This window comes from Corallococcus sp. RDP092CA (assembly GCF_041903675.1).
Taxonomy (GTDB): domain Bacteria; phylum Myxococcota; class Myxococcia; order Myxococcales; family Myxococcaceae; genus Corallococcus.
The window spans coordinates 1-23,241 of record NZ_JAYESI010000029.1 but is presented as its reverse complement, the minus strand read 5'-3'; the positions used below and the strand labels follow the sequence as shown (position 1 = coordinate 23,241).

20 protein-coding genes are annotated in these 23,241 nt (G+C 73.0%); 7 read left to right on the top strand and 13 right to left on the bottom strand.

Annotated elements, in window-relative coordinates:
• Window positions 1-16: 16 nt before the first annotated feature.
• Entirely contained in the window at window positions 17-1,330 is a 1,314-nt protein-coding gene (locus tag U8525_RS26295) for a hypothetical protein (protein WP_374269196.1), read from the bottom strand.
• Window positions 1,331-1,450: 120 nt separating this feature from the next.
• Complete coding sequence (locus tag U8525_RS26290; protein ID WP_374269195.1) at window positions 1,451-1,822, bottom strand: VOC family protein; 372 nt, start codon at window positions 1,820-1,822, stop codon at window positions 1,451-1,453.
• Window positions 1,823-2,080: 258 nt separating this feature from the next.
• Between U8525_RS26290 and U8525_RS26285 the strand changes: the two genes are divergently transcribed.
• Window positions 2,081-3,265, top strand: coding sequence for an AI-2E family transporter (locus U8525_RS26285; RefSeq protein ID WP_374269193.1), 1,185 nt, complete (start codon window positions 2,081-2,083; stop codon window positions 3,263-3,265).
• 25 nt (window positions 3,266-3,290) lie between these two features.
• Entirely contained in the window at window positions 3,291-3,998 is a 708-nt protein-coding gene (gene rpiA, locus U8525_RS26280) for a ribose-5-phosphate isomerase RpiA (RefSeq protein WP_374269192.1), read from the top strand.
• On the opposite strand, the gene U8525_RS26275 is transcribed toward rpiA, so the two are convergent.
• Both U8525_RS26275 and U8525_RS26270 read right to left on the bottom strand, forming a co-directional pair.
• Window positions 3,973-4,560 carry an NTP transferase domain-containing protein gene (locus tag U8525_RS26275; RefSeq protein WP_374269190.1) on the bottom strand — a complete coding sequence of 196 codons (588 nt, stop codon included), beginning with the start codon at window positions 4,558-4,560 and terminating at the stop codon, window positions 3,973-3,975. The two genes, rpiA and U8525_RS26275, sit on opposite strands and share 26 nt — an antisense overlap.
• A 235-nt stretch (window positions 4,561-4,795) precedes the next feature.
• Window positions 4,796-5,908 carry an XdhC family protein gene (locus U8525_RS26270; protein WP_374269188.1) on the bottom strand — a complete coding sequence of 371 codons (1,113 nt, stop codon included), beginning with the start codon at window positions 5,906-5,908 and terminating at the stop codon, window positions 4,796-4,798.
• A gap of 289 nt (window positions 5,909-6,197) precedes the next feature.
• On the opposite strand from U8525_RS26270, the gene U8525_RS26265 reads away from it, so the two are divergent.
• Window positions 6,198-7,469: an endonuclease/exonuclease/phosphatase family protein gene (locus U8525_RS26265; RefSeq protein WP_374269186.1), complete on the top strand. Its 1,272-nt coding sequence runs from the start codon at window positions 6,198-6,200 to the stop codon at window positions 7,467-7,469.
• 13 nt (window positions 7,470-7,482) lie between these two features.
• Here the strand turns inward: U8525_RS26265 and U8525_RS26260 are convergent, their stop codons facing one another.
• Window positions 7,483-10,491, bottom strand: a complete 3,009-nt coding sequence (locus U8525_RS26260; RefSeq protein WP_374269184.1) for an amino acid adenylation domain-containing protein — start codon at window positions 10,489-10,491, stop codon at window positions 7,483-7,485.
• 390 nt (window positions 10,492-10,881) lie between these two features.
• Between U8525_RS26260 and U8525_RS26255 the strand changes: the two genes are divergently transcribed.
• Window positions 10,882-11,295: a hypothetical protein gene (locus U8525_RS26255; protein WP_374269183.1), complete on the top strand. Its 414-nt coding sequence runs from the start codon at window positions 10,882-10,884 to the stop codon at window positions 11,293-11,295.
• A gap of 13 nt (window positions 11,296-11,308) precedes the next feature.
• Here U8525_RS26255 and U8525_RS26250 read toward each other — a convergent pair whose 3' ends face one another.
• Window positions 11,309-12,283, bottom strand: coding sequence for an NADPH:quinone oxidoreductase family protein (locus U8525_RS26250; protein ID WP_374269181.1), 975 nt, complete (start codon window positions 12,281-12,283; stop codon window positions 11,309-11,311).
• Between the two features lie 362 nt (window positions 12,284-12,645).
• On the opposite strand from U8525_RS26250, the gene U8525_RS26245 reads away from it, so the two are divergent.
• Complete coding sequence (locus U8525_RS26245; protein ID WP_374269179.1) at window positions 12,646-14,904, top strand: M4 family metallopeptidase; 2,259 nt, start codon at window positions 12,646-12,648, stop codon at window positions 14,902-14,904.
• Between the two features lie 106 nt (window positions 14,905-15,010).
• Here U8525_RS26245 and U8525_RS26240 read toward each other — a convergent pair whose 3' ends face one another.
• From U8525_RS26240 to U8525_RS26230, 3 genes are all read right to left on the bottom strand, one after another.
• Window positions 15,011-16,309 carry a DUF418 domain-containing protein gene (locus U8525_RS26240; protein ID WP_374269177.1) on the bottom strand — a complete coding sequence of 433 codons (1,299 nt, stop codon included), beginning with the start codon at window positions 16,307-16,309 and terminating at the stop codon, window positions 15,011-15,013.
• Between the two features lie 76 nt (window positions 16,310-16,385).
• Complete coding sequence (locus U8525_RS26235) at window positions 16,386-17,237, bottom strand: metallophosphoesterase (protein WP_374269176.1); 852 nt, start codon at window positions 17,235-17,237, stop codon at window positions 16,386-16,388.
• A 65-nt stretch (window positions 17,238-17,302) separates the two neighbouring features.
• Window positions 17,303-17,665, bottom strand: a complete 363-nt coding sequence (locus U8525_RS26230; protein ID WP_374269175.1) for a response regulator — start codon at window positions 17,663-17,665, stop codon at window positions 17,303-17,305.
• Between the two features lie 129 nt (window positions 17,666-17,794).
• Here U8525_RS26230 and U8525_RS26225 point away from each other — a divergent pair, with 129 nt between their 5' ends.
• Entirely contained in the window at window positions 17,795-18,160 is a 366-nt protein-coding gene (locus tag U8525_RS26225; protein ID WP_374269173.1) for a helix-turn-helix transcriptional regulator, read from the top strand.
• Window positions 18,161-18,174: 14 nt separating this feature from the next.
• Here the strand turns inward: U8525_RS26225 and U8525_RS26220 are convergent, their stop codons facing one another.
• Both U8525_RS26220 and U8525_RS26215 read right to left on the bottom strand, forming a co-directional pair.
• Window positions 18,175-19,380 carry a DUF790 family protein gene (locus U8525_RS26220; protein ID WP_374269171.1) on the bottom strand — a complete coding sequence of 402 codons (1,206 nt, stop codon included), beginning with the start codon at window positions 19,378-19,380 and terminating at the stop codon, window positions 18,175-18,177.
• Complete coding sequence (locus tag U8525_RS26215) at window positions 19,374-20,732, bottom strand: DEAD/DEAH box helicase family protein (protein WP_374269169.1); 1,359 nt, start codon at window positions 20,730-20,732, stop codon at window positions 19,374-19,376. Before U8525_RS26215 ends, U8525_RS26220 begins: the two co-directional genes overlap by 7 nt.
• 340 nt (window positions 20,733-21,072) lie before the next feature.
• On the opposite strand from U8525_RS26215, the gene U8525_RS26210 reads away from it, so the two are divergent.
• Entirely contained in the window at window positions 21,073-21,483 is a 411-nt protein-coding gene (locus U8525_RS26210; RefSeq protein WP_374269286.1) for a response regulator, read from the top strand.
• Window positions 21,484-21,496: 13 nt separating this feature from the next.
• Here U8525_RS26210 and U8525_RS26205 read toward each other — a convergent pair whose 3' ends face one another.
• Both U8525_RS26205 and U8525_RS26200 read right to left on the bottom strand, forming a co-directional pair.
• Window positions 21,497-22,102 carry an outer membrane beta-barrel protein gene (locus U8525_RS26205; RefSeq protein WP_374269168.1) on the bottom strand — a complete coding sequence of 202 codons (606 nt, stop codon included), beginning with the start codon at window positions 22,100-22,102 and terminating at the stop codon, window positions 21,497-21,499.
• The gene (locus tag U8525_RS26200) at window positions 22,099-23,004 is read right to left on the bottom strand and encodes a hypothetical protein (protein WP_374269166.1); all 906 of its coding nucleotides are present in this window, start codon (window positions 23,002-23,004) and stop codon (window positions 22,099-22,101) included. Before U8525_RS26200 ends, U8525_RS26205 begins: the two co-directional genes overlap by 4 nt.
• Window positions 23,005-23,241 lie beyond the last annotated feature (237 nt).

The window sequence follows — 23,241 nt, the reverse complement described above, 5'->3', positions numbered from 1 at the left end:
CCGCAAACGGGCGGGGTCAGTCCTCGAAGTCGCGCATCCAGTCCGGCCTCTCGCCGGGCGGGGCGGGCGCCTCCTCCTGCTGCCTGGAGGCCGGACGGGCGGGCGCGGCCGGAGCGAAGTCCGCCTGCCATGACGCACGGGGGGCCGGCCGTGGCGCGGGCTTCGAGGACAGGTGCGTGAGGCGCGGCTTCGCGCCGCCCGGCTTGCCGTGCGAGTCGATGAAGTCCTGCATCCAATCGCTGGCGCGCGCGGGCGGCGTGGGCAGGCGCGGAGGAATGGACGCGGCCGGCGTGGGCGCGCGGGGCGCGGTCGCGCGCGGCCCCGGAGACAGCGTTCCCGCGAGGACCAGGGCGCGCAGCGCGCGCTCCGTCTCCGTGGGCCAGCCGGGCAGGAGCGGCAGCACGCGGCGCGCGAGCTCCAGGAACTCCGGCGGCGGCGCTTCGCGGGGGACGCGCACGGTCTCGTCGTGGAGCCAGCCGGCGAGCTTCCCCACCAGGCCGCCCTTCGTGGGGCGCGGCGTGGCGAGGTCGCCCTTCACGTCGTAGCCATGCAGCTCCAGGTCCGCGATGGCCATCGCGCGGCTGGGGACGGGCAGCTCCAGCGCGGCCAGCTCGCGCGGGCCCTGGTGCGCGCGGGCGTCCTCCTGGAGCTGGCTGAGCACCGCGTGCAGCACGCTGGCGACCTGCGCGCCGTTGGCCGCGTGGTGGGTCTGTAGCTCCGCGGGCACCGCCGGATAGGTGAGGACGAGCCCTCGCCCCCGCGCGAGCTGCTCCGCGCGGTCGCCTGGCAGCAGCGCATGGTAGGCGCGGGGCGCGTCGCGGCTCTCCGCGTCCTTCACGTAGTGGAAGGCGTCGCGGGCCCCATTCGCGAAGCCCGCGAGCACGTCGCCCCGGGTGACGGTGAGCTGCCCGTTGACGCGCGTGACGTCATGGCCCGGCCACGGGCCCGTGAGCGCGCCATAGAGGTAGACGGGGTCGTTGAAGCCCTCCGCGTCGGCGGGGTGCTCGACCACCTCCGGGGCGAAGAAGAACAGCTCCGTCGCGGCCAGGCGGCGCGGAGGCTGGCCGGAGGCGACCTCGTGGTGCGCGAGCTGCGCCTGCACGGAGGCGGGCAGCCGCGCGCGCTCGCTGCCGGGGATGAGCTGGAGCTGGCCCACGACGTCGGTGCAGACGAGCCACTCGGACTCGCCCAGGTACGCGGGCTCCAGCAGGAACGCGTCCAGGGCGTGGATGACCTCCGAGTCGTCGCACGGCGCGGGCTCGACCGGGCTGGCGGCGTGGGGAACGAAGTAGCGGGGCGGGCTCACGGAGTCCGCGACAGGCTGGCGCAAGCCGCTGGGGCAATCAAGTGGCGGGGCGGCGTCCCCGGGTCCGCGCAACGGCGTCGATTCCATCGTTCGTTCCGCGCCCCTTGAGGGGACCGGACGCGGAGCGAAAGCGGAGGCCGCGCGTCAGGCGGGCTCGATGAAGTTGAGCCGGTAGCCGTCCGGATCCGTGACGACGACCTCACGGGTGTACCAGGGCTGCACGGTGGGGCCCTCCACGGGCGCGCCCAGCGCGGCCGCCTTCGCGGCCACCGCGTCCACGCCGTCCGAGCCCGCGCGGAAGCCCACCAGCACGCCCATGCCCTTGCGTCCCTCCAGCTTCAGGCCGGGAGGAGGGCTCACGAGGTACACGTCCGACTCGCCGCCCCACTGGAGGCGGAGGATGGGTGGCTCCGACGCGACGCGTTCGAAGCCGAGGCCTTCATAGAAGCGCACGGAGTCCTGCGCATCCGTCACCAGCAGCTTCACGAACGACCGCATCGTCTGGGGCTTGTCCATGGGCGCGGCAGTCTGCCCGGAGCGATGGAGGGGCGCCACGACGCATACGACCCATCGGGGTCCCTCAGGCCGCGGTCTCCCAACAAGGAGAGGGCGGTGTGCGGCCAGCTCATCCGGGGCTCAAGGGCTGCATCGTGGCCTCCGGGCGCCTCCCTGGCCGCCTGCCCACCGGCGGGGCCGCGTCTTCACGTTGGGTCAACCGGGAGCGGCCTGTCGGGGCCCGTCGCCCGCCTGGAGGGTGCACCCTACCTTGGGGGCATGAAGGCTGCGCGCAAGGGGCTTCCCGTCTATGTCCCGCCCCGGACGGTGTGGTCGGTCGGGGCCCAGGTGGTGTTGCTCGTGCTGTTGGGCACGGCGATGCGGAGCCTGGGGCCCATGCTCACGCTGCTGGCGGCGGCGCTGCTCCTGGGACTGGCGGCGGAGCCCGTCGTGCGCCGGTTGCAGTCATGGGGCCTGCGCCGGGGCCTGGGCGTGGCGCTCATCGCGCTGACGCTGCTGGGCGTCATCGGCCTGCTCATCCTCACCCTGGTGCCGATGCTCGTGGAGCAGCTCCAGCACCTGGTGGAGGCGGCGCCGGGCTTCTTCGAGGAGCTGACGCAGGCCCCCTGGGTGCGCAGGTTGGATGAGCACTTCGGCGTGCTGTCGCATCCCCAGGACGCGTTCGACGTGGAGCCGGGCGTGCTGGCGAAGCCGCTCATCAGCGTGCTGTCGTCCACGGTGGAGCTGCTGGGCGCGGGCGTCACGGTGCTGGCGCTGGCCGTGTTCGGCCTGCTCTTCGGACATGACCTCTACGCGAGCATCCTGGGCTGGGTGCGCCCCCGCAACCGCCCCCGCGTGCGCCGCATCGTGGGCCGGATGCGGGAGGCGGTGGGCAACTACCTCGTCGGCACGTTCCTCATCGTCAGCGTGGGCGGCGCCTGCACGGCTGGCATGTCGCTGGCGCTGGGCGTGCCGTACTTCCTGCCGCTCGGCCTGGTGGCGATGGTGCTGGGGCTCATCCCGTACATCGGCAGCGTCATCACCGCGCTGCTGGTGACCGCCACCACGCTGGCGTCGGTGGGGTCGAAGCGCGCGATCCTCGCGCTGGCGCTGTTCATGGTCTACCAGCAGCTCGAGGCCCACCTGCTCAGCCCCCTGGTGCAGCGGCGCGCCATCCAGATGAACCCGCTGCTCATCTCGCTGGTGGCGCTGGTGGGCGGCTCCGTCGCGGGGCTGCTGGGCGTCATCCTCGCGGTGCCGGCGGCGGCGGCGGGGCAGGTGCTGCTCACGGAGGTGCAGCGCGAGCGGCGCAAGGCGTGGAAGCGCGAGAAGCGCCTGACGGCCCCGCCCGCCGGACTGGGGACCGCGGACGAGGCACTGTTGGCGGGTCCACTCGCGCCGTCGGAGCATGAAGCGCGGCGTGCGCCGCCGGCCGACTCCGGGCATCCTGGGACACCGCACTGAGCCGTCCCCCTTCCGCGAGCCCGCCATGACCTCCGACGAGAGTGTTTCCGCTACCTTCAAGCGCGCGGCGGCGGAGCGCGCGGTGGACTTCATCCAGCCGGGCATGGTGGTGGGGCTGGGCACGGGCAGCACGGCCGCGTACGCCGTGCGGCGGCTGGGCGCGCTGCTCGCCGCCGGGACGTTGAAGGACGTGGTGGGCGTCCCCACGTCCCGCGCGACCGAGTCCCTGGCCACGTCCCTGGGCGTGCCGCTCACCACGCTGGACGTGCACCCGGTGGTGGACCTCACCATCGACGGCGCGGACGAGGTGGCGCCGGACCTGTCGCTCATCAAGGGCGGCGGCGGGGCGCTCTTGCGCGAGAAGGTGGTGGCGCAGGCCAGCCGCCGCGAGGTCATCGTGGTGGACGCGCCCAAGCTGTCGCCCCGGCTGGGCACGAAGTGGCCGGTGCCGGTGGAGGTGCTGCCCTTCGGCTGGCGCTCGCAGGCGCTGTTCCTGGAGTCGCTGGGCGCGCGCGTGGTGGTGCGGCCCGCGCTGGACGGGGCGCCGTACCACACGGATCAGGGCAACGTGGTGCTGGACTGTGACTTCGGTCCCATCGGCGACCCGGCGGGGCTGGCCGCGAAGCTGGAGTCCCGCGCCGGGGTGATGGCGCACGGCCTGTTCCTGAACCTGACCACCGACCTGGTGGTGGCCGGGCCGGAGGGCATCACCCACCGCGTCCGGGGCGGGTGAGGCGCAGGACGTCCTCGGCGGTGTCCACGTCCTCCTCGCCGCCGGGCAGCGGGACCTCCACGACGCGCGAAGGGTCGCGAGCGATGAGCCCGCGCGCGCCGCCCGTGGGCGGCAGGGCCTCCAGCTCGGGGAAGAGGGCGCGGGCGAAGAGGGCGGGGACGCCCCGGGTGCCCGCGTAGGCCGACGCGACGATGGGCGCGCGCGTGCGCTCGAAGGTGGTGATGAGCGAGCGCAGGTGGTCCGCGTCCACGCGGAGCTGGTCGCAGAGTATCAGGAGGGCGCCGTCCAGGTCCGGGGGGAGCGCCCGCAGCCCCGCGCGCAGGGACGCGCCCTGGCCCAGCGCCCAGTCCGGGTTGTCCACGCACCGCACGGCCAGCCCGTCCAGCTCGGAGGCGACGTCCGCGCGCCGCGCGCCGAGCACGACGGTCACCATAGGGCTCGCGGCCAGGGCCCGCTCCGCCGCGCGCCGCACCAGCGACGCGCCTTCATGGCGCAGCAGCTGCTTGGGCTGGCCCAGCCGCGACGAACCCCCCGCGGCGAGCAGCACGATGGCGACGGTCATGCGCGCCCCCACGAGCGAGCGGACACAGGCGCCGTGCGCGCTCCACGCGTCCCGCCACCCAGGGCACCAGCCGCATGCGACTCGCTCATGCGGGCGGACGCCGGCGCCATGCGCACTCCGCGCGTCCCGCCACCCGGGGCGCCAGCCGCATGCGACTCGCTCATGCGGGCGGACGCCGGCGCCATGCGCACTCCGCGCGTCCCGCCGCCCGGGGCGCCAATCGCATGCGACTCGCTCATGCCGACCTGCGCTCCGGCGCGTCCGCGTCCGCGTGGATGGGCGCCTGTCGCTCCCGCAGCCGTCCCCCGTCGCGCCCGGCGAGCACCGACTGCACCTCCGCGATGATGGACAGGGCGATCTCATCCGCGCCCTCCGCGCCCAGGTCCAGCCCCATGGGCGCGTGCAGCTTCTCCAACTGCGCGGCGGTGGGAGGGCGCGCCAGCTCCCGCAGGATGCGCTCCGTCCGGGAGCGGGGCCCGAGCACGCCCAGGTAGCGCACGGGCAGCGGCACCAGCCGCTCCAGCAGCTCCCGGTCCTGCGGCAGGCTGTGCGTCATCACCAGCACCAGGCTGCGCGGGGACAGCGGCACGCTCCGCAGCACCTCGCTGGCGCGCGACGCGACATGCGCATGGGCCAGCGGGAACCTGCGGCGCAGCAGCTCCACGGGCCGGTCCGCCACCACCGTGAGGTGCCACCCCAGGCCCTGCGCGCGCGCCACCACGGGCGCGACGTCGAAGCCGCCGCCGAACACCACCACCGGCGGCGCCGGCTCCACCACCTCCACCAGCACCTCCGCGTCGCCGCATCCGCCGCTCCAGGGCGCGCCGCGCGCCAGCGCCTCCGTCGCCGCCGCGCGCACCGGCGCGAGCAGCGCGCCCGTGAGGCTCCCCGCCGACAGGCCGTCCTCGCGCAGCATCAGCCGCGCACCCACCGCGTCCGCGGGACCCCGGTACACCGTGGCCACCACCGCGCGCAGCGACCGCTTGCGCGCCTCCGCCGCGAAGCCCAGCGAGTCCCCCGGCCCCGGCTCCCAGCGCTCCAGCAGGATGTCCACCACGCCGTTGCACCCGAGCGCGAATGACAGCCCGCCCTCGTCCTCCGCGGAGTCGCCGGTGGTATCGTAGCGCAGCACGCGCGGCCCGTCCGCCGTCCAGAAGAAGGCCTTGCGCACGAGGTCTCCCTCCAGGCACCCGCCGCTCACCCCGCCCGCGAGCCAGCCATCCGGGCCCATCAGCATGCGGGCGCCCGGGCGGCGGTACGACGAGCCGGACACGGCCACCACCGTCGCCAGCACCACCGGGCCGGAGGCACGCCCGCAGGCCCGCAGCAGGTCATCGAGTTCCTTCATCGCCCGCCCATCTAACCATCCACGCTCCACGCCCGGGCCGATTCCGCGCGGGACGGGTGTGCACCGCTCGACGTCGCGCCCATGCCCTGCGCATGCAGGGCAGCCGTCCAGCCGGGCGCACGCGCTCCACATGCCGCTGGCGGACGAGGCCTCCCGCCACGACCTTGAGCGGAGGACTTCTGGATGGAGGCTCGGTGGATTCCACAGCGCGACGGCGTGACGCTCGACATCGCTCCCCCTTCGCCAAAGGCACCCCGCGGGCCTGGCGCCCCGGCGAGGGGAGGGCGGCATGAAGATGCCCGAGGTGCTGGAGCACCTGCCCGCCGTGGGGGCCCTGCTCGGACGCAAGCAGGGCGGGCAGGAGGACCTCATGCCGAAGCGTGACCCCACCCTCACCCTGCCGGACTTCCAGGCCGTGCCGCTGCCCACCAGCGAGCGCCGGCTGGGAGACGGCCGCACGCTCATCGTGCACCACCCCGCGCCGCGCGCGCCCCGGGGGCCGGGCCTCACGGTGATGAGCTACAACATCCTCATGGGCGGCGAGCGCCAGGAGGCGCTGCTGGAGTACTTCACCCAGTTGGAGGCCCAGGACCGCATGCCGGACGTCGTCGGCCTCCAGGAGGCGGCCGTGCCCATGGCGGTGCTGCTCGCGTCCCGCTTCGGCTTCCACCTGGTCTACCAGGGCAGCGACGGCGAGGACGGCGCGCGGCTGGTGAACGGCAAGGCCTGGCTGAGCCGCCACCCCATCGCGGACGCCGCGCACTTCACCTACGCCCTCACCGAAGCCGAGCGCGACGACGCCATCGCGCGCCAGGGCTACGCGGGCGAGCTGGTGGAGGACCGGGGCGTGCTGTGGGTGAAGCTGCTGGCCGAGGGCCGCCCGGTCTACCTCTACAACGTGCACCACGCGCTGGGGGACTCGGCCATCAACGCCCTCAACATGCGCCAGCTCAACGCGCTCCTGCGCCGCCGCGAGGGCGTGCCCGCCGTCGTGCTGGGCGACTTCAACGCCAACACCGCCATCAAGCGCGGCGGCTCCTGGCTGGTGGCGCACCTGCTGCACCCGAAGCAGGACAACGACACGGACACCATCGAGGAGTTCCGGCAGCGCTACGGCGACGACATGCACAACGTCACCGTGGGCGACCGCGGCGTGGGCAACATCGCGGACCCGCGCCTGCGCCACGAGCTGCACATGATGGAGCAGGAGCTGCCGGAGACGGTGTGCCACGCGACGACGGTGCGCGTGCGGCTGGCGGACCATTCCCTCACGACGCCCCAGCACGCCCGGCAGGAGCTGAGCTCCGGCCAGATTCCCAAGGGCAGCCCCGCGTGGTGGCGCCTCCAGGACATCGCGGACTGCGCCACGCTCACCTCGCACCCGGACAGCCACGGCGTGGTGCACGCCACGGGCAAGCGCTTCGACAACTTCTACGCGACGCGCTCGCTGGTCCCCGTGCTCTTCGAGGTGGACCGCTCCACCGAGTCCTCGGACCACCAGCCGGTGGTGGCCCACTACCGCTTCGGCGACGCGCAGGCAAAGGCCCCGCCGCCCCACTGAGGTCCGCCACCGCTCAGGCGGCCAGGGCCGCGGAGCGGTGGCGCGCGAACAGGTCCTTCACGTAGCGGCCCAGGAGGGCCGCGTCGAAGTCAGGGCACTGGAGGTCCGTGCCCGCCAGCGCGGCGCGCGTGTGGTCCGTGCGCAGGCGCGGCGTGCGGTGGTGCAGCTCCAGCACCGTGCGGGTGCCGTGGTAGACCTTCTCCCGCAGGAACGCGACCAGCGGGAAGAGGGCGTTGTCCGGCCCCACCCGCCCCAGCTCCCGCAGCCACACCGCCGGCGCCACCCGGCGCACCGGGTGCCCGTGCGCGCCCAGCATGTCGAAGAGGGCGTTGTGGGAGGGCTCCTGCTCGCGCTCCGGCGCCAGGTTGTACGTGCCGCCCGGGGCCTGGGTGAGCACCAGGTGCGCGGTGGCGTTGGCCACGTAGTCCACCGGCACCGGCAGCCAGTACTTGTCCGGCAGGTCCGGCGACAGGCCCAGCTGCGCGTTGCCCACCAGCAGCCGGCACAGCATGTCGTCCGCGTTGCCGATGCCCGTGCGGCTGTGGCCCTGGATGAAGCCCGGCCGGTAGATGCTGACGGGCAGGCCGCCGTCGCGCGCGTCCCGGGCGATCCGCTCCGCCACCCACTTGGCCCGCGTGTAGCCGTTCTCGTAGGCCATCAGGTCCAGCGAGCGCTCCAGCGCGAAGTCCTCGTCCACCTCGTCCACGCCCAGCAGCGTGCCCACCGCGCCGTGGACGCTGAGCGAGGACACGTGGTGCAGCGGCTTGACGCGGCCGTGCGCGCAGAAGGCCAGCACCTGCTGCGTGCCGGCGACGTTGGGCCTCCCCGCGTCCGCGTAGGGCAGGATGTAGCTGATGCTCGCGGCCGCGTGCACCACCGCGTCGCACTGGAGCGCCAGGGCGTCATGCGCGGACGCCTCCAGCCCCAGCCGCGTCCGGGTGATGTCGCCCGCCACCGCCTGGATGCGCCCGTCGCGCCAGGGCAGGTGCACGCCGTACTTGCGCGCGGTGGCGCGGAGCCGCGCGCCCGCCTCCGCGTCGTCGCGGGCCCGCACCAGGCAGTGGATGCGCTCCACGCGGGGCGCCAGCGCGGCCAGCAGGTGGATGCCCAGGAAGCCCGTGGCCCCCGTGAGCAGCAGCGTGCGCGGCGGCTGCGCGACGAGCGCGGGCGCGGTGAGCCGGGGCAGGGCCGCGGAGCGCGCGTCGGTCAGCAGCGTGGCGCGCACGCCCTGCGGGCCCGCCTCGGCCGGGGCCGCGCCGGCCTCGCAGAAGGGCAGGAGCAGTTGGGGCGTGGGGTGGGAGTACATATGGCGCGACGGCAGCGACACGCCGAAGTCCTCCTCCACCTGCGCCAGCACGTGCGCCACGCCCAGCGAGTCACCGCCCGCCTGGAAGAAGTGCGTGTGGGCCGCGACGGTGCCCGGGGCCGCGCGCAGGCCCCGCTCGAAGGCGCGGCACAGCTTCTCGATGGGCGTGGCGGGCGCGGAGGCCGCCGTGGCGCGGGGCTCGGAGGCGGTGGCGCCCACCCAGTCCGCGGGGGGCGGCAGGGCCTGCCGGTCCACCTTGCCCAGGTGGGGCATGAGCGGCAGGCGCGGCAGCGCCACGAAGCGGTGCGGCACCATGTAGTCCGGCAGCGCCAGGCCCAGGTGCGCGCGCAGCGCGTCCAGCGACACCGTGTGGCCCTCCTGCACGCTGTGGTAGGCCACCAGCAGGCCCGTGGTCTGGCCCTGCGCGTCCGTGTGCTCGAAGACCGTCACCGCCGCCTGCGCGACGCCGGGGTAGGCGTACAGCGCCTGCTCGATGGCCTCCAGCTCGATGCGGAAGCCGCGCAGCTTCACCTGCTGGTCCATCCGGCCCAGGAACACGAGCGCCCCGTCCGCGCGCCGCACGGCCTCGTCGCCGGTGCGGTACCAGCGGTCTCCCCGCGCGTCCGTGGGGAAGCGCTCGCGCGTGCGCTCGGGCTGGTTGCGGTAGCCCTCCGCCACGCCCTCGCCGCCAATCCACACCTCGCCCGTCGCGCCCTCCGCCACGTCCTGGCCGTCCGGCCCCACGACGCGCAGGCGCACGCCCGGCAGCGCCTGCCCGATGGGCACCGGCGACTCGCCGCCCCGCACCCGGTACGCCGTCGCGCACACGGTCCCCTCGGTGGGGCCGTAGGCGTTGAAGACGCGGCGGCCGGACGCGTGCCACCGCTCCGCCAGCGGCGCCGGGCAGCGCTCGCCCGCCATCACCACGCACGCCACGTCCGGCAGCGTGTCCACGTGCGGCCCCAGCTGCCCCAGCACGGACGGCGGCAGGCACAGGTGCGTCACCCGCTGCTTGCGCAGGTACTCCGCCATGCGCCGGCCGGGCAGCAGGTCCTCGCGCGTGCCCTGCACCACGGCGCCGCCCGCGAACAGCGTGGGGAACACCTCCCACACCGACGCGTCGAAGTTGATGCTGGCGAACTGGAGGTGCCGCGTGCCCGGCCCCAGGCCCAGCAGCGGCGCCACCCCGCGCACCAGGTTCGTCAGGCCCCGGAACGTGCACACCACGCCCTTGGGCTCACCGGTGCTGCCGGAGGTGTAGATGAGGTACGCGGGCCGGTCCGGCGGCGCGTCGATGACGTCCGAGACCTCCCCGTCCTCCCCGCCGTCCGCCCCCGCCGCATCCGCCTCCAGGAAGGGCAGGGGAGAGCCCAGCCAGGTCTCCAGGAGCCCCACCGAGACGCGGTGCATACGCTGGGTGACCACGCCGCGCAGGCCCGCGTCGCGCAGGATGCGCAGGAGCCGCTCGTCGGGGAGGAACGGATCCAGCGGCACGTAGGCCGCCCCCGCCATCCAGATGCCCAGGATGGCCGGGATGACCTCCGGCCCGGGCACCACCATCAACCCCACCCGGTCTCCCGGCCCCACGCTCCACTCGGTGCGCAGCCGCCGCGCCACCCGGGCCGCCCTGCGCAGCAGCTCCGGCTGCTTCAGCACCGTGGATCCGAAGGCGATTTCCGCGGTCGGGGGAAGACGCAGCGTGGACGGGAGGGCCATGGTGCATTCCTTGGATGTGGTGACTCGCGCGGGGATGTTTCGCGTCTGAAAAGTCTAAAGACTGTCAGCGTCCGCGCAATAAGTAGGAACCGCGTGTTGATACACGCCGGGGCTTGGTTGTGACACACCGGCTCGGGTCATCCGCGCCCCCGTCTCCCTCGGAGGATGCCCGCACACGGTGTGTCTCTTTTCCTGTATGAATATATCTTTGGAGCGATGCGGGCGCGCGCCGCCGCGCGAGGGTGAGGATGTCTGTCTTTTTCCCGTGCAGGTGTGCCACCGCCGCGCGCGAAGGCTCGGCGGGTGGGTGCGACCTGATTCGTCGGGGTGTGTCCACACCCCCTGCCACGCTGGATGATTCAGGCGGGCTGGGCTGTAGTGGGGAGCTGGATGCCTTCGCTGCGACACGCCTTCCTGCTCAACGCCGTGCGCGAGCTTGGCCGCTCGGTGCCGGACATCGTCCGGGCCCGCACCTCCTGGGATGTGTGCCTGGAGCGCATCCGCGAGACGTGCGCCTCCACGCTGGGGATGGAGTACGACACGCTCGCACGCTTCGATGCGCGCTCCGTCGTCGGGCTCTTCGCCCACCCGGAGCAGGCGCGCATCCTCGCCCGGCTGGTGGATGAGCGGGCCCGCCTGTGCGAGGCCCACGGCCTGTACGCGGAGGCGCTGGCGGACAGCCTCTACGCGGGCCAGCTCCTCATGTGCTCGCGCGCCCGCTTCGGCCTGCCGCGGGACGCCCGCGCCGCGGACGTCCTGGAGCGCGAGGCCGGCACGCCCACCCCTCTATTGATGGAGGAGTGAGCCGCCGGCGCCGTCAGCCGGCCTTCACCTTCAGGACCACCTTGCCCACGGCCTGCCGCGACTCCAGCTCGCGCAGCGCCCTGGCGCCGTCCTCGAAGGGGAAGACGCGGCCCACCAGCGGCTGGACGACGCCGCTCGCCGCGAGCGCCTCCAGGTCCTTCGCGATGGCGTCCGTCACCTCCGGCGCCTGCATCAGGAAGGCGCCCCACGCCACGCCCACCACGGAGATGTTGCGCAGCAGCAGCCGGTTCACCGCCACGGACGGAATCTGGCCGCTGGCGAAGCCCACCACCAGCAGCCGTCCCTCCGGCGCCAGCACCTTGAGGCTCTTGTCGAAGACGTCGCCGCCCACCGGGTCCACCACCACGTCCACGCCCCGGCCGTCCGTGGCCTCGCGCACGCCGGCCTGGAAGTCCTTCAAGAGGAGCACGGCGTCCGCGCCCGCGCGCCTCGCCACCTCCGCCTTGCGCTCGTCGCTCGCCACCGCCAGCACGCGCGCTCCGGCGCCCCTGGCCACCTGCACCGCCGCGGTGCCCACGCCGCCCGCGGCGCCGTGCACCAGCACCGTCTCCCCCGCGCGCAGCCGCCCGCGCCGGTGCAGCGCGAAGTGCGCCGTGTGGTAGTTCATCACCACGCCCGCCGCCTGCTCGAAGCTCCACCCAGCTGGAATGGGGAAGGCCAGCTGCGGCGCCACCACGCAGGCCTCCGCGAAGCCGCCCAGCGTGAAGGAGAAGCCCATCACCCGGTCGCCGGCCTTCACCCGCGCCCCCGCCGGCGCGGCGCGCACCACGCCCGCCACCTCCACCCCGGGCACGAAGGGCACCTCCGGCTTCAGCTGGTACTGGCCATGGGTGAGCAGCAGATCCGGAAAGCTCACCCCGGCCGCCACCACGTCGATGAGCACCCCATCCCCGGCCTCCGGCTCCGGCACCTCCACCATCGCCAGGCCATCCGGTCCCGTCAGCCGCTGAAGCTGCAACGCGCGCATGTGTGTCGCCTCCCGGGGCCCGCACGCTAGCCCGCTCGCCCCGCCCCCGGGGCCCGGAGGATGTCAGCGGTGGCACGGGACCCACCCGGGTCGGGAATAAATGAGACGGCAATTTCTCCCCGCCGTTCACTCATTGCACGCATCCGCAGACAGGTACTTCAAACAAGAAGTAACCGCCTTGCCGGTTTGAAGCCTCGACCCCGTTCCCGCCGGGTTGCGTGAGTCCCTCCGTCATTTCAAGCAGTTGCGAGATAATCTCGAAGACTGAGAATCAGCATAAAAGTAGAAATCTCGCCTGTACTTGAAATACGCGCCTCTCCTGTGACACAGTAGTTCCTAATCTTTCCCCTTAGGAGGATTACATGTACGAGAAGCGAGTACGCGGCGCCCTGGGTGCCGCGGCCCTGTCCCTGCTGGTTGGCGCCTGCACCGAGAACGCTCCTGCCTCCAACACGGAGGACGCGAACCTCCAGAAGGCCTCCGCCAACCTGGCTGCGGGCCAGAACGTCGTCGCGGCGGACTCCGACGCGGTCCCCACCTTCGTCACGGGTTCCTTCGGCTCCGTCCCCGCGCCGTCGGCCATCCAGGGCATCGCGGCGCAGCAGCAGCTGGCGCCGGTGCTCGCGGGCGTGGCGCCGCTGTTCCGCCTGAACCCGAGCGACCTGTTCCTGAAGAAGGCCTACGTCGGCTTCGACGGTGACACCCACTACCGCTATGGCGTGACCCAGAACGGCATCCTCGTCCAGGACGCCGAGGTCCGCCTGCACGCGCGCAACGGCACCGTGTTCGCGGTGAACACCAACGCCCGCGGCGACCTGAAGGGCGAGCTGAAGGCCTCCATCGCGTCCGAGGCGGCCATCGCGGCGGCCGTCGGTGATCGCGGCTCCCCGGAGCGCGCGGCCGCCAGCGGCGAGCCCCAGCTGGTCTACCGCCGCTCGGGCAACGAGCTCATCCTGGCCTACGAGGTTCGCGTCCAGGGCGAGCTGAAGGACACCACCCCGGTGGACGACTCCGTGTACGTGAACGCCAAGACGGGCGACGTCTTCGAGCGCGTTCCGCACATCCACTCGGCGAAGAACCGCCAGGTGAATGACATGCAGCACAAGACGAACGTCCCCTCGGGCGGCGTCCGTGCTCGCTGGGAGGGCGATCCGGCCCACGCCGACGAGGTGGTGAACAACAACTACAACCACCTGGGCACGGTCTACGACTGCTACCAGAGCCTGTTCGGCCGCGACTCCATCGACAACGCCGGCGGCGTGCTGAAGAGCTTCGTCCACTACAGCAACAACTACGTCAACGCCTACTGGGACGGCACCCAGATGGTGTACGGCGACGGCGACGGCGTGAACGCCTCCAACCTGGCGAACTCGCTGGACGTGACGGCGCACGAGCTGACGCACGCCGTGACGGAGAACGAGTCCAACCTCACCTACTCGGGTGAGTCCGGCGGCCTGAACGAGTCCATCTCGGACATCTTCGGCGCGGTGTGCGAGTGGTACGGCAAGGGCAAGGTCATCGACGAGGGCACGTGGATCGTCGGCGACGACGTCTGGACCCCGAGCATCCCGGGCGACGGCCTGCGCTACATGAAGAACCCGACGCAGGACGGTGACTCGCTCGACTACTACCCGGACTACGGCCCGGGCGTGGACGTGCACTACAGCTCGGGCATCTCCAACCTGGCGTTCTACCTCATGTCCGAGGGTGGCACGCACCCGCGCGGCAAGACGACCCAGGTCGTCACCGGCATCGGCTTCGAGAAGGCCGCCCGGGTCTTCTACAAGATCAACGCCGACCTGCTGACCGCGTCCTCCAACTTCGAGGCGGCGAAGACGGCCTCCGAGCAGGCCGCGACGCAGCTGGGCTTCACTGCGGCGGAGATCGCCTCGGTGGGCAACGCCTGGAAGGCCGTGGGCGTGGGCGTGCCCGTGCCTCCTCCGGAGACCACGCCGATCGAGAAGGGCCAGGTCGTCACGGGCATCTCCGGCACCTCCGGCAGCAAGGTGTACTACGAGGTGACCATCCCCGAGGGCGCGACGGACGTGACCTTCACCATGTCCGGTGGCACGGGTGACGCGGACCTCTACGTCCGCAAGAACAACGCCCCGACGGACTCCCTGTACGACTGCCGTCCGTACAAGTCCGGCAACAGCGAGGTCTGCACCTTCGCGACCTCCGGCGCCAAGGGCGTCTGGTACGTGATGATCAAGGGCTTCACGTCCTACGCGAACACCACCCTGACCGTGACCTGGAAGGGCGGCTTCGTGGACATCGGCAACGAGACCCGCATCGAGGACCTCTCGGGCGTGCCGGGCTCCGTGCAGACGTTCATCATCGACGTGCCCGAGTTCAAGAAGGACTCCGGCACCAACACCCTGTCCGTCGTCCTGGGCGAGGGTGAGGGCAACGCGGACCTCTACGTCCGCGCCGCCGCCGCCCCGACGCAGTTCGAGTACAACTGCCGTGGCGTGAAGGAGAGCGCGACGGAGAGCTGCGTCCTGCGCAACATCCCGGTGGGCAAGTACTACATCAGCGTGGTCGGTGTGCCGAGCCTGGTGGACACCACGGTCGACGGCTACATCAAGACCGTGCTCGCGGCCTCCTACAAGGTCCGGTAGTGCCTGAAGGCGTGGGGCGCGGCGAAGGTGCCGCGCTCCGCTCCTGAGACCCCGGGTCCCCGCCTCCTCGCGGGACCCGGGGTTCTTTTTTGTCCCGCGGGCGCGTTCAGCCCGCCGCGGGCGCCGCGGCGGAGGCGGGGCGCATGGGCTGGGCGCGGCCGTAGGTGAGCGAGCGCCAGAGCCACTCCACCGGACCGAAGCGGAAGCGCCGGAGCCACCAGTGGCTGAAGGCCACCTGCGCCGCGAAGACGCCCAGGCACAGGAGCACCGTGCGGGAGGGTGGCGTGCGGCCCACGAGCCCCAGGCCCCAGCCGTCATACAAGCCGATGCTGATCACCGACTGCATGAGGTAGAGCGTCAGGGCCATGCGGCCCGCGGGCGTGAGCACGCCCAGCACCTTCCGCCAGCGCTCCTTCTGGAAGAGCAGCGCGAAGGCCGCCGCGTAGCCCGCGCCCATGAAGAGGTAGCCCACCTCCCGCAGGGTGCGCATCCCCACCATCCACGCCGGTGGGCTGACGTGTCCCCCGGGCCCTCCGGGCGCGCCCTGGTTCTTCAGGTAGAGCACCAGGGACAGGGTGGCGACGGCGCTGCCCACGCCCAGGCCCCACGCCATCACCCGGACGAGCAGCTCGCGGTGGCGCTCCACGTCCTGGAGCAGCCGCTGACGTCCGGCCCACAGGCCCAGCAGGAAGCGGCCCAGGATGATGCACAGCCAGATGGGACGGCCCGGGTTGGGCAGGTTCTGCCAGGCGAAGAGGGCGTTGGCCCGCTGCGATACCAGCACGGAGTCGCTGGACAGGCCGGTGAGGAACGCCGTGCGGTGCGCGGCCTCCACCTCGCGCGTGGCCCTGGCGGCCTGCTCCGCGGCCGCCCGGCCGTGCAGCAGCTCCGGGCCGTAGCGCTGCGCGATGGACAGCGTGAGCGGCAGGACGACGAAGAGCACCGCCACCCAGGTGAGCACCGTCCTGTCGGAGCGCTTCCGGAACAGGAGCAGCGCGCCGCCCACCAGCGCGTAGGTGCTGAGGATGTCCCCCACCCAGATGGCGAACATGTGGATGAGCCCCAGCCCCAGCAGCACCAGCAGCCGGCGCCGGTACACCGGCACGATGGAGGCGCCTCGCCCTTCCGCGCGCGTCAGCTGCAGCGCGAAGCCCAGCCCGAAGAGGAGCGAGAAGAGGGTGATGAACTTCTGGTCCACGAAGAAGGCGTAGAGCTGGTGGACCCCCTTCTCCAGCGGGGGCGCGGCCAGCGCCTGCGCCTGCTCGTGTGGCAGGAGCGACCGGCCGCTGAACCAGCTCAGGCTGTTGGAGACGAAGACGCCCAGCAGCGCGAAGCCGCGCAGGGCATCCAGCAGGTGCACGCGCTCGGAGGCTTCGACGGGGCCAGCGGAGGTGGGCTCGGGCATGGAGCGCCACTACACGCCCGCGCGCTCCGTACCGTCAAACGCTCGCGGTGTGACGCGGCCCGCGCCCGCGCGTGACTCACGACGTCACGGACGGAGCGTCGGACTTCCGCGGGCCGGGCAGGACCTCGCGCAGGCAGCGGTCCAGGCCGCCGCCGCGGTGGCGCCACTGGTTGGGATAGCCCAGCGACACCTCCTCGAAGCGCACGCCGTCGCGCCACAGGGTGGCGGGCATGTGCAGGTGCCCGGTCACCACCACCTCCGCGCGGTAGCGCGTGTGCCAGTCCTCCGTCAGGCGCGTGCCGCACCAGATGGAGAAGCGCGGGATGCGCGGCAGCCGCACGTGCTCGTAGCGCAGCGGGTAGTGGTTGATGAGGATGGTGGAGCACCCGGGCGGCAGCCGCTCCAGCCGCGCGCGGGTGCGCTCCACGCGCGCGTGACACCAGGCCTGACGGGTGGGGTAGGGCTCCGGATGCAGCAGGACCTCGTCCGTGCACATCAGGTCGTCCTCCCAGGCCCACTCCAGCGCCTTCTCCACGGGCACGGTGTCCGGGCGGAAGGTGTAGTCGTAGCCCAGGAACATGGGGACCACGACGCGGTGCGGGCCCTCGCCCGGCCAGCGGGGATACGGATCCTCCGGCGTGAGCGCGCCGTAGCGGTGGCACAGGTCCACCATGCGCAGGTAGCGCGCCTCGCCCTTCAGCGGAGGCTGCTCGGAGGGCATCGTCCACAGCTCGTGGTTGCCCGGCACCCAGACGACCTGGCGGAAGCGCGCGGTGAGCGTGCGCAGCATCAGCTCCATCTCCGGGAGCGTCTCGCCCACGTCGCCGGCGACGATGAGCCAGTCGTCCGGACGCGGCGTGAGCGCCGCCAGCGCCTCGTGGTTCTCCTTGTGCCGCAGGTGCAGGTCGCTGATGGCGTAGAGCTTCATGGCGTGCGTGGGCAGCCCCATACCTTAACGCGCACCGTCGCGCGCGCCATGGGAACGCCTGGCCGTCAGCTCAAGGAGGCCAGGAGCGCCAGCACCTGCTGCGGCGGCGCGGCGCGGTCCACCCAGGTGATGCCCTGCTCCCGCAGCCCGCGCGCGGGCGGGTGCGTGGTGTGCAGCGCGCACGCGGCGCGCGGGTGCCGGGTGCGCACGCACGTGAGCAGGCACAGCCCGTCTCCGTCCGGGAGGCCGTAGCCGCTCACCACCACGGACGGCGCCGCCTCCCCCATCAGCCGCTCCGCTTCGCGCACGCCCAGGGCATAGCGCTTGTCGCCGGGCAGGTGCCGCACCAGCCGCCGCAGCGCCGCGAGCGCGCGTGGATCCGCGTCCACGAAGAGGAAGCTGGGCGGGGGGCTGGAGGGCTCTCGCATGAAGGCAGTGGGTGGTGCGGACGGGCTTGACGCAAGAGGTTGTGTCGCGAAAAGCCTACCCCGGAAGTTCTTGGAAGCCAACCTCTCAAGTCATATCGACATGGGCGAACCCGGTAGGTTAACGACCCCATGGAAAAGACCCTCGCATCCCGGCTCGGAGGCGCGGCCCGCGTCGCCCGCACTCGCCTGAACCTGACCCAGGCGGACGTGGCGGAGCGCGTCGGCATCGCGAGTGAAGTCTACGGGCGGCTGGAGCGCGGTCACATGCTGCCCAGCATCCAGACCTTCCGCCGGCTGTGCGTGGTGCTGTCCATCTCCGCGGACGAGGCGCTGGGGTTGAAGCCGTCGCAGGACGTGAAGTGGGCCGCGGAGCCCCCGTCCGACTATGGCGAGTCCGCGGAGCTGCGCCGGCTCCTGCGCCGCGCGAAGCAGCTGGACCGCAGCTCCATCCGCATCCTCAGCGTGCTGGCCTCGCAGTTCAAACCCCGGAGCTGAGGCCGCCCCGGGGCTCATCCCGCCTCGCCCCAGCGCGCGAGCCGCTCCCGCAGCTTCCGGACGGAGGGGAAGCCGTTGAAGAGCACCACCTGCGGGTGAGCCTCCAGCGCCTGCCGCTCCGCCGCCTCCTTCGCCAGCGCCCGGTCCACGCCCAGCAGCAGCCCCGCGTCCGGGCGCGCGCGCAGCTCCGCCAGCCGCCGTGACAGCGGCGCCGCGTGCCACGGGTGGAACAGCTCCAGCGCGACCTCCCGGCCCGTCTCGCGGTGGCGGAAGGTGAGGTCGGGCACGCACAGGCCGGCGGCGCCGGTGTGGCGGGGCAGGGGCATCAAGTCCAGCTCCCAGGCCGCGTCCTCGAACCCGTCCGCCAGCGCGGCCACCTCCGGGGGCACGTGACCCAGCGCGGCGGGCAGCGGCGACACCAGCGGATCCTCGTGGGAGAGCTGGAGGGTGGAGCGCTTGCGCGCGTCCTCCAGCACCGCGGACAGCTCCCAGCGCTCCAGGAGGGGGACCACGGAGAGGAAGCTCGCGAGCTGCAGGCCGTACTTCTTCTGGAGGGACAGCATGGCGCCGGGGCCCTCCACCTCCAGGGCCCAGTCCTCGCCGTCGCGCCGCACCTCTGCCACCAGCCGGCAGAACTTCAGCCAGCGCAGGAGCTTGCGCACGCGCAGCAGCTCCGGCGACCGCGCGCGCAGGGTGAGGCGCCGGGCGTTGAGCAGCGGCCCCTGCGCGAGCGCCAGGTTGTAGCGGTCCAGGAGCCCCTGCGGCGTGAGCGCCTCGCCGTCCCACCCGAGCAGCTTCCGGTGGCCGGGCAGGTCCGAGTAGAGCGCCTCGCGCGTGTCCTCGAGCGGCGCGTCCAGGGCCTCCGCGAGGCGCGCCTCGTAGGCCTCCAGCGTCGTGTCCGGCGGGAGGGTCCTGAGCACCTTCGCGCCCACGCGCAGCGTGCGCCAGCGCGCCTCCGTCGCGCCCTCGCCGGCCTCGTCGAAGCGGAGCCGGTCGAGGAGCAGCTTCACCAGCCCGCGCGCGACCTTGGGGCGGCTGAAGGCGCCGGCCTTGAGGCCGAAGGCCTCCTCCACGTCGTCGCGGCGCTGGCCCCGGAAGGCCTCCGCGTCCGCGAGCAGCTCCTTCGCGAGCGCCTGGAGGGACGGGTCGTGCGTCTTCACGAAGGAGGGCCGCAGGATGCCCTCGCGCACGCGCGAGGCGAGCAGCTCGCGCGTCAGCATTCGGGAGGCCCTCCCGGCTCCTGGCCCTGGTAGGCGCTGTGCTGGCGGCGCCGCTCACTGATGCCGCTCTCCGCCGTCTGCGCGGAGCACACCTCGTACAGCAGGGCGCGCTTGCCGGGGCGCTTGCGCAGGATGCGGCCCAGGCGCTGCACGTGCTCGCGCACGCTGCCGCTGCCGCTGAGCACCACGCCCACGCGCGCCTCGGGCACGTCCACGCCCTCGTTGAGCACCCGCGAGGTGAGCAGCACCGGCAGCTCCGCGTTGGCGAACGCGGCCAGCAGCGCCTTGCGCTCCGGCAGCGGCGTGTGGTGCGTGAGCGCGGGCAGCAGCAGCTTGCGCGCCAGCGTGTAGACCGTCTCGTTGTCGTCCGTGAAGACGATGACGCGGTCCTCGCGGTGCTCCAGCAGTATCTTCCAGAGCGCGTCCAGCTTGCCGCTGGAGGTGAGCGCGATGCGGCGCTGCTCCCGGTAGCCCCGGTACGCCGCGCGCCCTTCGTCGCTGCGCTGGCTCTGCGCCAGGAAGCGCGCCCAGCCCTCCGGCGACGCGAGCGGCACGCCCAGCCTCCGCACGAACGTGAGGTACCTGCCTCGCGCCTCGTCGTAGCGCGCCTTCTCGTCGGGCGTGAGCGGCACCTCGATCCGGCGGACCTCGTAGGGCGCCAGGTACTGGCCCTGGAGCTCGTGGATGCCGGTGCGGTGGACCAGCGGGCCCAGGAGCTCCTCGCACACGCGCTCGCCGCCGTCCGCGCGCTCCAGCGTCGCGGTGAGGCCCAGGCGGTAGGGGGCGAGCGTCCCCTCCGCGATGAAGCGGTAGCTGGGCGCGGGCAGGTGGTGGCACTCGTCGCAGATGAGCAGGCCGAAGCGGTTGCCCGTGAACTCCATCTGCATCGCCGCGGAGTCGTAGGTCGTCACCGTGAGCGTCTGACGGTCGTTGACGCCGCCGCCCACCATGCCCACCGGGGTGGCGAAGTGCTTCGCCAGCACGCCCTGCCACTGCGCCATCAGGTCCAGCGTGGGCACCACCACCAGCGTGGGCCGCTTCACCCACGCGATGGCCAGCACCGCCAGCAGCGTCTTGCCCGCGCCCGTGGGCAGCTCCACCAGGCCCCGGCCTCCCGCGCGCGTCCAGGCGTCCAGCGCCGCGCGCTGGTGCGGGAAGGGCTCGATGGGCACCGCGAGGGGCAGCTCCACGGGCTCGAAGCGCTTCGCGCGGTCCTCGTAGGGGAGCCCGCATTCGCGCAGGCGGAGGACCACGTCGCGGTAGTGCAGCGCCGGCGCGCGGAAGACGCCCGTGCGCCCGTCCTTCTGGAAGAGCGCGTGCAGGCGCGCGTCGTCCGGCAGCGTCGGGGCCACCAGCGTGCCGCTGTCGTAGTGCAGCTCGGTGGGGGAGGAGGGCAGGGGCTCGATGGCGAGGCTCGGGACGCTGGGGGGACCGACGCGAGGGGAGGCTCGCGCGGGATGGGAAGTAGCGGGTTGGACGGCGCTCCGCCACTCTGGCCCGAGCGGCCGGAAGAAGCCACGGGCACGGGCGCCCGGTTGGTTGGAGGCACGGCGTGCCCTCCGGGCTCCTGCGGATTGCTTTGAAGGGGGGCTGGGAGTTACCTGAACCCTCCATGTCCAGGATCCGCCCCGCTGTAGACCGCCGCAGGCCGCCCGCCCGCTGGAGTCCCGCCGCCTTCCGGGCGTCGGCGCGCTGATGCGGGTCCTCATCGTCAGCCCGCATGCGGCGTCCCGGGCGCTGCTCAGCCGCTTCCTGGACGCGGAGCCGGACGTGGAGGTGTCCGCCACGGGGGAGCCCGATGACGCCTTCGCCTCCATCGCGGAGAACAAGCCCGCGCTGGTGGTGGTGGACCTGCGCCGTCCGGACGAGGACCACCCGCTGTTCCTGGGGCTGCTGCGCAAGCGGCACCCGTCGCTGCCCGTCATCGCGCTGGTGCCCGGCCGGCTGCGCATCTTCGACGGCCGCGCCGAGCGCGTGCGCGAAGCCCACGGCGACTCCGCGGAGGCGCTGCACCACCTGATGGGGTCCGTGCTCCAGGCCACGCGCGACCTGCTGGCCCAGCACCTGCTGCGGACGCTGCGCCCGCCGGTGGGACGGGCCTGAGCCACCCGCGCGACTACAGGCGCAGCCGGTAGCCCAGGGCCGCGAGCACCGCGCCCGCGTTCACGTCGCCCGTGGTGAGGAAGTCCACGGGAGCGAAGTGATACCTCGCCTCCAGGAAGGCGCTGCCCGGGCCCAGCAGCAGCTCCGCGCCCGCCAGCGCCTGGAAGCCCGGCCCGCCGCCGCTCTCCGACGTGGTGGCGTCGAACGACTCCACCGTCGCGCGGTGCAGGTACAGGCCGGGGCCCGCGCCCACGTAGGGCGTGAGCGGCCCGAGCGCGCGCGGGAAGCGGAACACGGCGGACAGTTGGAGGGCCACCTCGCGCTCGGCGAGCGTGTACGGGGACTCGATGGGCTGGCCCAGGTTGTCCAACTGGGGCCCGCGCAGCGTCCCCGACGTGGAGGGCCGGTGGTAGTTCACCTCCAGCACCAGCGCGAGCCGCCGCTGGAGCCAGGGCGTGAAGTAGCCGACCTCGCCGCCCAGGTAGAGGTCTCCGCCGAGCGAGGTGGTGGGCTTGATGAAGCCCACCTTGGGCGCGATGAAGAAGGGGCTCTCTCGGTCCTTCCTGGAGGCGGGGGCGGCGGCCAGCGCCATGGCCGCGAGCACGGCGAGCACGTTCATGGGGACACGGTCGGGAGGTTCACCGGCTGGCCGTGGGCCGTCTGCGCGGGCGCGACGAGGGACGCGTCGTGGACGCCGGCCGTGGAGGGCTCCGGGCCGCCGGAGGCGGTGTGGGTGAGGGGGATGACCGCGTCGCTGGTGGCGGAGTCGCTCGAAGGCGACGCGGGGAGGGGGCCTGGCTGCGGATAGGCGATGGTGAGCGCCTGGGGCCGCGTGACGGAGCAGCCCTCGGGGTTGGTGAGGGTGAGCGCGTAGGTGCCCTCCGGTGTGGCTTGGGGCACCTCGGTTTCGATGCGCGTGTCGGAGACGACGGTGACCGTGAAGAGGGGCTGGTCCTCTTCGCCGTCGCGCTGGAGGACGATGCTCGGCAGCGCGTCCGAGCGGAAGCCACTGCCCTCGATGATGAGGGGGCTGGCGGCGTTGTAGCGGAAGCCCTCGGGCGCGGTGACGTTCGTGATGACCGGCGGCGGCACGACGCGCAGGGCGTCCTCCAGCGCCGAGGTGCCGCCGAGGGGGTTCGTCACGGAGACGGCGTAGGTGCCGGGCGGGAGCGTGTTCGACGGCGCGCTGTCGCGGGTGGGCAGGTTGATTCGCAGCAGCTCGGTGCTCGCGAAGAAGACGTGGTCGGCGGGGAGCGTGTAGTCGCTCGGGCCGCTCAGGGAGACCTGGGGCAGCTCCGCGGAGGGCGTGTCGGTGAGCGCGTCGCGGGGCACGGGGGTGAAGCGGCTGCCGACGAGCTCCAGTTGCCATCCAGCGGGGCCGCCACCGGCATTGCAGACGCGAGCGGGGGTGACGATCGGCTCCAGCGGATTGATGAGGCCCTCGAGCTTCGGCGGGGTGCCCTCGGTCGACTCAGAGCAGGCGACCAGGCTGAGCAGTGTGGCGGCGACCGGAAGGCGCACGGGTTCCTCCATCATCCCGTGAACAGAGCTGTCACACGTTAGGTCGGGGCCCCGGAGGGCCAGGAGTTTTTTCCGGCTCCGAGCCCACAGCCCTTGTCGCCCTGCGGGGCTGCTTGCCTCAACCGCCTGATATCGCAGGGGAATAACCCGCGAAGAAGCCTCGGCACGGCGAATGCTATGGCACCCCGGCAGCAGGGACGGGGCAGCGCGGCGGGGGGGACGGAGTCGGTGGGGGGG